This is a genomic window from Intestinirhabdus alba (genome assembly GCF_009711095.1).
Lineage (GTDB): Bacteria > Pseudomonadota > Gammaproteobacteria > Enterobacterales > Enterobacteriaceae > Intestinirhabdus > Intestinirhabdus alba.
The window spans coordinates 68,926-80,161 of record NZ_WMJZ01000022.1 but is presented as its reverse complement, the minus strand read 5'-3'; the positions used below and the strand labels follow the sequence as shown (position 1 = coordinate 80,161).

Here is an 11,236-nt window from a genome sequence, read left to right as displayed (position 1 = left end):
CACCGTTTGACGCTTATCAGCAACAGGGGGGATTCCGGGACCGAATAGCGGCCGGCTCCCTGCGCTATTACACCAGTCGGGAGGATGTGGCGGCAGGGCGCACCGCCGGAAGCCTGCCCAAAGGCACCCCTGTCACCCTGGGCGACAGGGTGGTGACCTGCAGCCGCAACGGGCGTCAGTACACTGAAGTGACCATCGTCAGGGAAACAGCCTGTGGAGCGAAAGCAACGCTGGCAGCAGGGAGCAAGGTCTGGACGGTTTCCGACAGGGGTAACCTGGCCGCGGCGGAATCAAATCCCACACCCGGCTGGTGGGCGAAGTGTTCGCCGGCCTATATCAGCCAGCCTCCCGGGGTGGTGCACTGTACTTCACGGACAGACTGGGCATATTATCTGAGCAGTGAGGATGTGCTGCAGTATAAGAAGAGCGGTAAGCTGGTGGCGGGGTTTCCGCTCTTGTATGAGCCAGGCAATGTCGCCCTGCAGATAGTCCGGCCGGGCAGGACCCCCGACGATGCCGCGCGAACGTTCAGCCTGGTCACGCTGGGAAAGGATAAGGACAAGCTGAAGAAGGGGGACCGGGTGTGGGTTGTGTCAGATGGTGACAGCCTGACGCCGGCGGCTTCCCCGGCACCCGGCGGGAGCGCCGTATTTGATCGCGTGTGTGTACCCGCGTCGCCTGTGCCCGTCAGCGCCGGTGACGGTATCGGACATATGGGGTTCCATCAGCTGCCGGAAGAGAACGGGAAGCGTTCGCGCTATCAGGTACATATCGAGTGTCTGAGCATGGATGATATGGAAAAGTTTCTCACCAACCCCGGAAAGGCAGGGGAAGATGCCCCGAGCCTGCTGACGTATCCGGCGGGTGCTCCGCTGTATCTGCCGGGCGAGAAGGGGATGGTTGCCGGAGAGCGTAAAACCAAGGCTCCGGGGATCCTGACGCTGGCTAAAGTTCCGGGGGCCGACGCTGAAGGAAAAGCGATGGCCAGTAATGGGGATGCGGCCTGGTTTCAGATACGCCCGGAAGGCGGCTGGCTGGCGGCGGGGAGCGTCAAAAAGGTATCGCAGTATGCGCTGGGAGAACTGGGATTTGTGGCGCTGAACATGGGGTCGGAGAGTTTTGAGCTGATAGATGGCGTAAACCAGCCGAATAATGTGGTAAAAGGGATCCTGCAGCAGCTGTATAAGGCGGCGCAGGATGAAACCCGTCCCAGCCACGCGCTGAACAAATATAACTTTAAGCGCCTGCTGGAAATGATTGACAGCAATCATGACGGGTACTATTCAGAAGAGGAGTATCTGCAGGCGGTGCATGTTGCCTCTTATCGCGATCGTCTTTACCGGGTGATTGCGAAGCACGCCAGCGAATGGTACTACGGTAAGGACGATCCGAAGTGGAAAGCGTATCTGGATACCCTCACCGCAGACGCGCCGCTGTGGAAAAAGTACCTGGAAGAGTTTATTGAAAAGATGAAGTGGATGAAGGAGGTGGCTGAAAAGGGCGTGGCGCTGGGTCCGGAGCCGTGGCATATGCATCCGGTGGTGTTTTTGGAGGCGATTGGTACTAAAGGTTATAGTATTACCTATGAACAATTAAAAACCATATTTCCGCAGGCCACTGATTCTGATTTGAATGTTGTCGTTGAGGAACTCCGCAATAGATTGAAAGAATTTAAGCTGGATACTCCAACGAGATTATGCCACTTCTTTTCCCAAATTAAAGGAGAGGTTGGGCCGCAAATGAAAGGTAAAACCGAAGGGTTTCAGTTTTCTCCTGCGACATTAAGATCTTTCAGCCGATATTACCGTGAGCATTATACTGAGTCTGAAACTGATGGTTATGCAAAGAATGCAGCAGGGAGAATAATTCGTCGAGCTAATGAACAAGCTATAGGGCGTAAGCATTACTTAAGATTAAATGGTAATAGGCGAAGCCATCCAGATGATGGTTATAATTTTAGAGGGCGAGGGTTAATTCAGATTACAGGCTATGAGAAGTACCACAGATTTATGATGGAGTATAATAATCATTGGCAAGGGATTACTCTTGATACTGTTTCTGAGCCAGAGAAAATTAATGAAATGCCATTCGCTATCCGAAGCGCATTATGGTTTTGGTTGCACTATGAAGTCTATTCTTTTGATCATGGGGAAGGTTATAGCGATGTAGCTGATGTCACAAATAGAGTCAATGGCGGGAGTATGGGGTTAGGTGAACGTCAGGCGGCTTATAAAATATGTGAGAAGGTGTTTTTATGAATAAATCCTGTGTGTTTTTAGTTTGTTTACTTATCTCGGTTATGCTCAGATATTCCATCGCGTCTGAGCAAAATGCAACCGAAATAATCGTATGTTCATTGCCGGGACGGATATCTAAGGAAGTTTTGTTTTTTATAAATAATAAAAATAAAGAAATTGTCTATCAATTTAAAAGAGAAGGCAAAGTGGAGTTGCGCGTTTTATTTAATGAAAATAATAAATTAAAGCGACTTACGGATAGTAAAATGGGAGTTACATATTATGGATTTAGTAGAGGAGCGTATAGCTATGTTATCAATGTAATAACTGGGGCTGAGGAAGACGAGTATTCAATGGTATTTGATGTCAAGAAAAATAACAAAATTATACAGTCTAATGATTGTCTTCCTGGGTCGTTTATAAATAACGATATTCCGAATTATTATATGACTGATATTGTTTATCCTGAAAATGATAATTTTGTCTTTCCGTAGATATACTGGAAAGTAGAAGAGGAATGCAGCTATTTCTCAGGAATGACTTATGCACCATGGTATGGACGAGGATTGATTCAATTGACATGGCAGGATGTATATACAAAATATGGAGCATATGTCAATGAGGATTTCGAAACAGATGATTCTGCCAGAAATAAGATAGCACAATATCCGCACTGTGTTCGTTCTGCCTTTTGGTTTTACTGTGTATATAAAAATGTGGTTAAACATGCTAAGAATGATGATTTCAACATGATTACCGCGCTTATTAACGGTGGTTTTAATGGGTATAATGATCGCATCAAGTATTTTAATAGAGCGGTAACAACGTTGAAGGCAGAGCATCTTAGCGTTTTAAATAAAGAAGCAGGATTTTTATTTGAAGATAGTAAGATTTATAATTACCGGGTATACGCTTATAGTTGGGGACGATATCACGATCCTTTAAGTAATGAAAGCGGTACAGATAAAGATAAATTGAAGGCATTGCAAGCCTACAGGAGAGCATTGACGCTTTATGAACAGCGTAATGATGTAAGGAAAGTTTCTGCTATTAAAGCTAGAATTAACGCGCTTAGTGAATTTTAATAGATGTGCTAGCTATGATTTAAATTATTAAAAAGGGTAAGGATTAATGAAAAAAATGATATTATTAATTTCACTTTTCACTTTTACAGCGATGGCTGATGCTTCCGATAATACAATAAAGCCGATCCCATTGACAGCTCTGAAAAAAAACAGTAAACAATACTTTAATATATGTGAAGCAGTAAAAAATGAATGCAAGCCTGAGGCAGTTATATGGAAAGAAAAAAACAAAAATGAGTTTTATTTGGCCTCCCCAGGTCCTCGGTTAATAAAAATTAAAAAGGTTAATAATGAGTATTTTAGTGTAAATAAGTGGGATTTCTCAATGGAAAATAACAATAAAGACATCCTTAATAATGAGTTAACCAGGACAGGTATATATATATATCCGGCATTATATCCTCTCAATAAAATAAAAAAAGCTGTTGCGCTAGTTTCAAAATGGTCTGTATCTTATTCTGGTGGTGGTAGGCAGGAAGAATATGCTAATTTTTTGATGATTAATGATAATGATTCATATCAATTAGCTTTTAAGAACGTCCCTTTTTCATCAAAGGAAATTATTAGGGCTTGCTTTACAGAAGATGATTATGCAAAAAATACACATTGCCATGATGAAAGTTGGGATATTCTTAACCTTAAAATATTAGACAAAAATAAGGAGTTTTATTCATGGAAATTTATTACAAAGATGTATAGTTGGCCTGCCTTTAAAGAAAAAAATTCTATCCAAGTAAGAAGCAGTGAGATCGTAGCATATCCATTCCAGCAACAGCCGCAATCTAACAATTAGCTGGCTACGGGGTTCAGGGTAAGATCACGAAAATCGTGACCTGTAAAAGGTTATAATATTAAGCCTGAAAATTATATTTCAGAGATTATGAAAATTTCTGGTCCTGATTCAAATTGTTCCGATACACGTTAAAAGGGTGAGAAATGAAAGGGATATTATTTTTATTGTTGTTTGCATTTACACCCTCTATTGCTGGTGAGTTGAAGTATGATAATTATTTTAAAGATTTCTTAAAAACGCGACGCGATAATCGGGTTTATTGACGCCCACGAGGCGGCCTATGTCCGCTATCTGCGGGAGCAGCCGGTGCGCAGCCGCAGCGAGCCGCAGTAGAGGCAGGCGGACGTGGTGTGGGGAAGCCGAATACTGAAGCAGGCCGCCGTGCTGATGGGCGAACTTCCGGTCAGATCTGTACGCTAATCACACGGCTGAAGAAAAAATGCCCGGTGGCGCTACTGTGCCGGCTGCAGAAATCGCCCTGCCGATCGCCTTAAACGAGCGACGCAGGTGGCCGTCCATCTTCTGCATGAAACCTGTTTTTTTATCCAGTATTCATTGCTGGTAAATTTAGCGGTTATGAGTAAAATTATACTCCTGCCCGCCCACTGCTTCAGGTAGCCGCTCATGAGTAAACCGTTCAAACTGAATTCTGCTTTCCAGCCCTCCGGCGATCAGCCCGAGGCGATCCGTCGCCTGAAAGAGGGGCTGGAGGATGGCCTGGCGCATCAGACGCTGCTTGGGGTGACGGGGTCGGGGAAAACCTTCACCGTCGCCAACGTGATTGCCGACCTGCAGCGCCCGACGATGGTGCTGGCACCCAATAAAACCCTGGCCGCCCAGCTGTACGGTGAAATGAAAGAGTTCTTTCCGGAGAACGCGGTGGAGTATTTTGTCTCGTACTACGACTACTATCAGCCGGAAGCCTACGTGCCCAGCTCGGACACCTTTATCGAGAAGGACGCCTCGGTGAACGAACACATCGAGCAGATGCGCCTGTCGGCCACCAAGGCGCTGCTGGAGCGGCGCGACGTGGTGGTGGTGGCTTCGGTGTCGGCGATCTACGGCCTGGGCGATCCCGATCTGTACCTGAAAATGATGCTTCACCTGACGGTCGGTATGATCATCGACCAGCGGGCGATCCTGCGCCGTCTGGCGGAGCTGCAGTACGCCCGCAACGATCAGGCCTTCCAGCGCGGCACCTTCCGGGTGCGCGGCGAGGTGATCGACATCTTCCCGGCGGAGTCGGACGATATCGCCCTGCGCGTTGAGCTGTTCGACGAAGAGGTGGAGCGCCTGTCGCTGTTTGACCCGCTGACCGGCCAGGTTGAAGCCACCGTGCCGCGCTACACCATTTACCCGAAGACCCACTACGTGACGCCCCGCGAGCGCATCGTGCAGGCGATGGAAGAGATCAAGCTTGAGCTGGCGGATCGGCGCAGGGGGCTGCTGGCCAACAATAAGCTGCTGGAGGAGCAGCGCCTGACCCAGCGCACCCAGTTCGATCTGGAGATGATGAACGAGCTGGGCTACTGCTCGGGCATCGAAAACTACTCCCGCTATCTCTCCGGGCGCGGGCCGGGGGAGCCGCCGCCAACTCTGTTCGACTACCTTCCCGCCGACGGCCTGCTGGTGGTGGACGAATCCCACGTGACCATCCCGCAGATTGGCGGCATGTACCGCGGCGACCGGGCGCGCAAAGAGACGCTGGTGGAGTACGGCTTCCGCCTGCCTTCGGCGCTGGACAACCGCCCGCTGAAGTTTGAAGAGTTTGAGGCGCTGGCCCCGCAGACTATCTACGTTTCGGCGACGCCGGGCAACTACGAGCTGGAGAAATCCGGCGGTGACGTGGTCGATCAGGTGGTGCGGCCGACGGGGCTGCTGGATCCGGTGATCGAGGTGCGTCCGGTGGCGACCCAGGTGGACGATCTGCTCTCGGAGATCCGCGCCCGCGCGACGATTAACGAGCGCGTGCTGGTAACCACCCTGACCAAGCGGATGGCGGAGGATCTTACCGAATACCTGGAGGAGCACGGCGAGCGGGTGCGCTACCTCCACTCGGATATCGATACCGTGGAGCGCATGGAGATCATCCGCGATCTGCGGTTAGGCGAGTTTGACGTGCTGGTGGGCATTAACCTGCTGCGGGAAGGGCTGGACATGCCGGAGGTGTCGCTGGTGGCGATCCTCGACGCCGATAAAGAGGGCTTCCTGCGCTCCGAGCGCTCGCTAATCCAGACCATCGGCCGCGCGGCGCGTAACGTTAACGGCAAGGCGATCCTCTACGGCGATAAGATCACCCCCTCAATGGCGAAGGCGATTGGCGAAACCGAACGCCGCCGGGAGAAGCAGCAGCGCTATAACGAAGAGCACGGCATTACGCCCCAGGGGCTGAACAAGAAGGTGGTGGATATCCTGGCCCTCGGGCAGAACATCGCGAAGACCAAAGCGAAGGGGCGCGGCCGCTCCCGCACGGCGGCGAAGCCCGATCTGGCGGAGCTGGATATGTCGCCGAAGGCGCTGCAGCAAAAAATTCACGAGCTGGAAGGGCAGATGCTGCAGCACGCCCAGAACCTGGAGTTCGAAGAGGCGGCCCAGGTTCGCGACCAGCTGCAGCAGCTGCGCGAGCTGTTTATCGCCGCCTCCTAGGCTATGTCCCTTAGCCGGGCGTGAGCGCTGATGCCGCGTCCGGTTGAGGGATACCGTCTGGAGCGGATCGCCAGGGGCGGCGGCCTCCCGCCGCTCTCCAGCTGGCCTCAGCCCAGGGCCTGTACCGCCTTTTCCAGCGCGCTGCGCAGCAGCCGACGGTCGTGGCGGTAGGGAATATCGCTGGCCTCCAGCCCCTCCTGAATCACAATGCGCTCGCTGACGGTGGCAACGTCCACCTGCGGGCCTACCACCACCGCGTCAATCACCCTTTTGCCCACGTGCCGCTCGATTATCGCCAGCTTGTCGGCCAGCGTCAGGCCGGCGGCGGGCTGGCTCAGTTCGCGGCCCAGGTTGCCGATGTAAACCATCGGCGCGGAGGTGCGGCGCAGGGCCTGCGCCAGCTCGTCGAGCAACAGGATCGGCATCAGGCTGGTGTAAAAGCTGCCGGGGCCGATCAGGATCAGGTCCGCCTCGCCGACGGCCTGCACCGCCTCTCTGGTGGCGGGCACCGGCGGCGACAGCAACAGCTGCTGCGGCGGCGCGGTCAGCCGATCGATATTGACCTCACCGAAGATCTCATGCCCCTGTTCGTCGATAGCCAGCAGATCGACCGGCTGCTCCGACATGGGAATCAGGTGCGCCTCCACCTTCAGCATACTGCGAATGAGATTAATCGCCTCCAGCGGCCTTACGCTCAGGTGATCCAGCGCCTTTAACATCAGATTTCCGAGGTTATGTCCGGAAAGTTCGCCATTACCGCCAAAACGATACTCAAACATGGCGGAGGCGACGCTGGGTTCGGTAATAAGCTGGTTGAGGCAGTTGCGCATATCCCCCCAGGCGATGCCGCCCTCCGCGCGCCGGATGCGCCCGGTGGAGCCACCGTCGTCGGTGGTGGTGACGATGCCGGTCAGGCGAGAGCCTAAAAACGAGAGAGAGGAGAGGACGCGCCCCAATCCGTGTCCTCCGCCGAGGGCGACGACGCGATCTAGGTCAGCCAGCGTACGATTGCGCATAAAAATTCCTGAGGTCAGATAAACAGCGCTACAGTAGCGCAAATTGCGCCTTAACGGCAATTTACCCCTTCACCGGGCAGAGAAATATTTTTTTGCGCCGCTTCTTCCTTTCCGGCGGCGCGCGACTGCGCAGGAGATGATGTATATCAATGCATAAACGCGAATTTTGCCTATCCTGTAGCGAAATTGCACGATCATGACGCTATGTATATGTTTATATAGCGAAAGTGTGGATGGCGAAGAGGCTGTTTACACGCTACTATCGGCATAACCACAATAAACACTCGAGCCTCTGCGCCTAAGTTTACGAATAGGGTGCTTTGGCCGTGACGGCGCTCAAACGAGTCCGCCACCAGGGCGCAGAAAGAAATGACTGCGCCTCCCGTACTGGAAAGGTGTACATGGCCTCACAACTTACCGATGCTTTTGCGCGCAAGTTTTATTACCTGCGCCTGTCGATCACCGACGTATGCAACTTCCGTTGCACCTACTGCCTGCCGGACGGCTACAGACCCGGCGGCGTCACCAATAACGGCTTTCTCAGCGTCGATGAAATTCGTCGGGTCACCCGCGCCTTCGCCAGCCTCGGCACCGAAAAGGTGCGTCTGACCGGCGGCGAGCCTTCGCTGCGGCGCGACTTCGCCGATATTATCGCCGCGGTGGGCGAAAATGACGCGATCCGCCAGATTGCGGTCACCACCAACGGCTACCGCCTCGCGCGCGACGCGGCGACCTGGCGCGAAGCCGGTCTGACCGGGGTTAACGTCAGCGTTGACAGCCTGGACGCCCGCCAGTTTCACGCCATTACCGGACAGGATAAGTTTCGCCAGGTGATGGCGGGGATCGACGCGGCCTTTGACGCCGGATTCGATAAAGTGAAGGTTAACACCGTGCTGATGCGCGACGTTAACCATCACCAGCTGGACACGTTTCTGGCCTGGATCCGGCCGCGCCCCATTCAGCTGCGCTTTATTGAGCTGATGGAGACGGGCGAAGGGAGCGAGCTGTTCCGTAAACACCATATCTCAGGCCAGGTGCTGCGCGATGAGCTGCTCAGGCGCGGCTGGATCCACCAGCTGCGCCAGCGCAGCGACGGGCCGGCGCAGGTCTTCTGCCACCCCGACTATGCGGGTGAGATCGGCCTTATCATGCCCTATGAGAAAGACTTCTGCGCCACCTGCAACCGTCTGCGCGTCTCCTCGACAGGCAAGCTGCATCTCTGCCTGTTCGGCGAGGGCGGGGTGGATCTGCGCGATCTGCTGGAGGATGACCTTCAGCAGCCGGCCCTTGAGGCGCGTATTATCCACGCGCTGGGGGAGAAAAAACAGACCCACTTCCTGCACCAGAACAATACCGGTATTACGCAGAATTTATCGTATATCGGCGGCTGAGCGCCGGGAAGCGGGCCGTCGCCGCGCACGCAGTCCGGGGCGTACAGGCCATTGGCTCGCGGGGCGTGTCCGGCGGACGTTCAAAACGCTAACCTGCTCCGGCCCACGGCACGAGTTCAACACGGGGGCAGGTTCTAAACATTAACAGGAGTTTCCTATGAGTCAGGTAAGCGCTGAATTCATTCCGACCCGTATTGCCATACTTACCGTTTCCGATCGTCGCGGCGAGGAGGAGGACACCTCCGGCCATTTTCTGCGCGATGCGGCCCAGGAGGCGGGACACCAGGTGGTGGATAAAGCCATCGTTAAAGAGAACCGCTACGCCATTCGCGCCAGGGTCTCCGCCTGGATCGCCAGCGACGAGGTGCAGGTGGTGCTGATCACCGGCGGCACCGGCCTGACCGCGGGCGACCAGGGGCCAGAGGCGCTGCTGCCGCTGTTCGATCGCGAGGTCGAAGGCTTCGGCGAGCTGTTCCGCATGCTGTCGTTTGAGGAGATCGGCACCGCCACGCTGCAGTCCCGCGCCGTCGCCGGTATGGCCAACGGCACGCTGATTTTTGCCATGCCCGGCTCCACCCGCGCCTGCCGTACCGCCTGGGAGAGCATTATCGCCCCGCAGCTGGATGCCCGTACCCGTCCGTGTAACTTCCATCCTCATCTGAAGAAATAATATGTCGCAACTGACCCATATTAACGCCGCCGGCGAAGCGCATATGGTGGACGTCTCCGCCAAGGCGGAGAGCGTCCGCGAGGCGCGCGCCGAGGCCTACGTCACCATGCGTAGCGAAACGCTGACGATGATTATCGAAGGCAGCCACCATAAGGGCGACGTGTTCGCCACCGCGCGCATTGCCGGGATCCAGGCCGCCAAGCGCACCTGGGAACTGATCCCGCTGTGCCACCCGCTGCTGTTGAGTAAAGTAGAAGTACAGCTGACGGCCGAGCCGGAGCATAGCCGGGTCCGGATCGTCTCACTGTGCCGCCTGACCGGGAAAACCGGCGTCGAAATGGAGGCGCTGACCGCCGCCTCCGTCGCCGCGCTGACCATCTACGATATGTGCAAAGCGGTGCAAAAGGATATGGTGATTGGCCCGGTGCGCCTGCTGGCGAAAAGCGGCGGCAAGTCGGGGGATTTTAAGGTGGATTCCGATGATTAAGGTTCTGTTCTTCGCTCAGGTTCGCGAACTGGTCGGCGCGGACGCGCTGGAGCTGGCGGCCGACTTCCCCTCCGTGGAGGCGCTGCGCCAGCATCTGGCGGCCAGAGGCGATCGCTGGGCGCTGGCGCTGGAGGACGGCAAGCTGCTGGCGGCCGTCAATCAGACCCTGGTGAGCTTCGACCAGCCGCTTCGTGCAGGTGATGAAGTGGCGTTCTTTCCGCCGGTTACGGGAGGCTGAGATGGCCGACACGAAAATAGCGGTCGGCCCGGCACCGTTCAGCGTCGGCGATGAGTATGGCTGGCTGGCCGGATGCGACGAAGACGGGGCGGTGGTGACCTTCACCGGCAAGGTGCGCAACCACAACCTGGGCGACAGCGTTAAGGCGCTCTCTCTGGAGCACTATCCCGGCATGACCGAGAAAGCCCTGGCCGATATCGTCGAAGAGGCGCGCGGCCGCTGGCCGCTGGGTCGGGTGACGGTGATCCACCGCATCGGCGACCTGTGGCCGGGGGACGAGATCGTCTTCGTCGGCGTCTCCAGCGCCCACCGCGGCAGCGCCTTTGAAGCCGGGCAGTTTATTATGGACTACCTGAAGACCCGCGCGCCGTTCTGGAAGCGCGAAGCCACGCCGGAGGGGGAGCGCTGGGTGGAAGCCCGCGACAGCGACCAGCAGGCGGCCCGCCGCTGGTAGCCGAATTATGTGATACGCTTATATACCCGTTATACTTCAAGTTGCATGTGCGTTGGCTTCGGGTTACTCGTCTCATCCATGAGACTCGCCCTGAAGGGCCGCCGCGCGGCGTTCAAATCTGCTCCAGGCAGATTTGTCGCTCACCCCGGTCACTTACTCCAGTAAGCTCCTGGGGATTAATGAGAGACAGCCTGCGGCTGTTCAAAACGCGCTGCGTTT

The 11,236-nt window shown here is 54.8% G+C and carries 11 protein-coding genes and 1 riboswitch; of the genes, 10 read left to right on the top strand and 1 reads right to left on the bottom strand.

The genetic code is table 11. The features are described 5' to 3' along the window. From GJV78_RS23020 to uvrB, 5 genes are all read left to right on the top strand, one after another. The coding region (locus GJV78_RS23020) for a glycoside hydrolase family 19 protein (protein WP_230979167.1) at positions 1 to 2,258 on the top strand (2,258 nt) is incomplete at its 5' end. Further along, on the top strand, positions 2,255 to 2,731 hold the full coding sequence (locus tag GJV78_RS15840) for a hypothetical protein (RefSeq protein WP_155109237.1): 477 nt from the start codon (positions 2,255 to 2,257) through the stop codon (positions 2,729 to 2,731). The genes GJV78_RS23020 and GJV78_RS15840, both read left to right, overlap by 4 nt. Before the next feature lie 81 nt (positions 2,732 to 2,812). Continuing rightward, positions 2,813 to 3,322 carry a hypothetical protein gene (locus tag GJV78_RS15835; RefSeq protein WP_155109236.1) on the top strand — a complete coding sequence of 170 codons (510 nt, stop codon included), beginning with the start codon at positions 2,813 to 2,815 and terminating at the stop codon, positions 3,320 to 3,322. Between the two features lie 46 nt (positions 3,323 to 3,368). After that, on the top strand, positions 3,369 to 4,115 hold the full coding sequence (locus GJV78_RS15830; RefSeq protein ID WP_155109235.1) for a hypothetical protein: 747 nt from the start codon (positions 3,369 to 3,371) through the stop codon (positions 4,113 to 4,115). 624 nt (positions 4,116 to 4,739) lie between these two features. After that, complete coding sequence (gene uvrB / locus GJV78_RS15825) at positions 4,740 to 6,761, top strand: excinuclease ABC subunit UvrB (RefSeq protein WP_155109234.1); 2,022 nt, start codon at positions 4,740 to 4,742, stop codon at positions 6,759 to 6,761. 107 nt (positions 6,762 to 6,868) lie between these two features. Here uvrB and yvcK read toward each other — a convergent pair whose 3' ends face one another. Beyond that, on the bottom strand, positions 6,869 to 7,777 hold the full coding sequence (yvcK, locus tag GJV78_RS15820; protein WP_155109233.1) for a uridine diphosphate-N-acetylglucosamine-binding protein YvcK: 909 nt from the start codon (positions 7,775 to 7,777) through the stop codon (positions 6,869 to 6,871). A gap of 269 nt (positions 7,778 to 8,046) precedes the next feature. Further along, a riboswitch (molybdenum cofactor riboswitch) is annotated at positions 8,047 to 8,191 on the top strand. Between yvcK and moaA the strand changes: the two genes are divergently transcribed. The 5 genes from moaA to moaE all read left to right on the top strand — a co-directional run bounded on the left by moaA (position 8,179) and on the right by moaE (position 11,017). After that, positions 8,179 to 9,168: a GTP 3',8-cyclase MoaA gene (moaA, locus tag GJV78_RS15815; protein ID WP_155109232.1), complete on the top strand. Its 990-nt coding sequence runs from the start codon at positions 8,179 to 8,181 to the stop codon at positions 9,166 to 9,168. Its footprint overlaps the riboswitch before it by 13 nt. 157 nt (positions 9,169 to 9,325) lie before the next feature. Further along, positions 9,326 to 9,838, top strand: coding sequence for a molybdenum cofactor biosynthesis protein B (gene moaB, locus GJV78_RS15810; RefSeq protein ID WP_155109231.1), 513 nt, complete (start codon positions 9,326 to 9,328; stop codon positions 9,836 to 9,838). A gap of 1 nt (position 9,839) precedes the next feature. Further along, the gene (moaC, locus tag GJV78_RS15805; RefSeq protein ID WP_155109230.1) at positions 9,840 to 10,325 is read left to right on the top strand and encodes a cyclic pyranopterin monophosphate synthase MoaC; all 486 of its coding nucleotides are present in this window, start codon (positions 9,840 to 9,842) and stop codon (positions 10,323 to 10,325) included. After that, positions 10,318 to 10,563, top strand: a complete 246-nt coding sequence (moaD, locus tag GJV78_RS15800; RefSeq protein WP_155109229.1) for a molybdopterin synthase sulfur carrier subunit — start codon at positions 10,318 to 10,320, stop codon at positions 10,561 to 10,563. Before moaC ends, moaD begins: the two co-directional genes overlap by 8 nt. Before the next feature lies 1 nt (position 10,564). Further along, positions 10,565 to 11,017: a molybdopterin synthase catalytic subunit MoaE gene (moaE, locus tag GJV78_RS15795; protein WP_155109228.1), complete on the top strand. Its 453-nt coding sequence runs from the start codon at positions 10,565 to 10,567 to the stop codon at positions 11,015 to 11,017. Positions 11,018 to 11,236: the final 219 nt, after the last annotated feature.

What these genes read in the sequence shown, in the direction of transcription:
- GJV78_RS15830 (WP_155109235.1), top strand. Translation starts at nt 3,369, where the DNA reads ATGAAAAAAATGATATTATTAATTTCACTTTTCACTTTTACAGCGATG.
- GJV78_RS15840 (WP_155109237.1), top strand. Translation starts at nt 2,255, where the DNA reads ATGAATAAATCCTGTGTGTTTTTAGTTTGTTTACTTATCTCGGTTATG.
- yvcK (WP_155109233.1), bottom strand. Translation starts at nt 7,777, where the DNA reads ATGCGCAATCGTACGCTGGCTGACCTAGATCGCGTCGTCGCCCTCGGC.
- moaC (WP_155109230.1), top strand. Translation starts at nt 9,840, where the DNA reads ATGTCGCAACTGACCCATATTAACGCCGCCGGCGAAGCGCATATGGTG.
- uvrB (WP_155109234.1), top strand. Translation starts at nt 4,740, where the DNA reads ATGAGTAAACCGTTCAAACTGAATTCTGCTTTCCAGCCCTCCGGCGAT.
- moaB (WP_155109231.1), top strand. Translation starts at nt 9,326, where the DNA reads ATGAGTCAGGTAAGCGCTGAATTCATTCCGACCCGTATTGCCATACTT.
- moaD (WP_155109229.1), top strand. Translation starts at nt 10,318, where the DNA reads ATGATTAAGGTTCTGTTCTTCGCTCAGGTTCGCGAACTGGTCGGCGCG.
- moaA (WP_155109232.1), top strand. Translation starts at nt 8,179, where the DNA reads ATGGCCTCACAACTTACCGATGCTTTTGCGCGCAAGTTTTATTACCTG.
- moaE (WP_155109228.1), top strand. Translation starts at nt 10,565, where the DNA reads ATGGCCGACACGAAAATAGCGGTCGGCCCGGCACCGTTCAGCGTCGGC.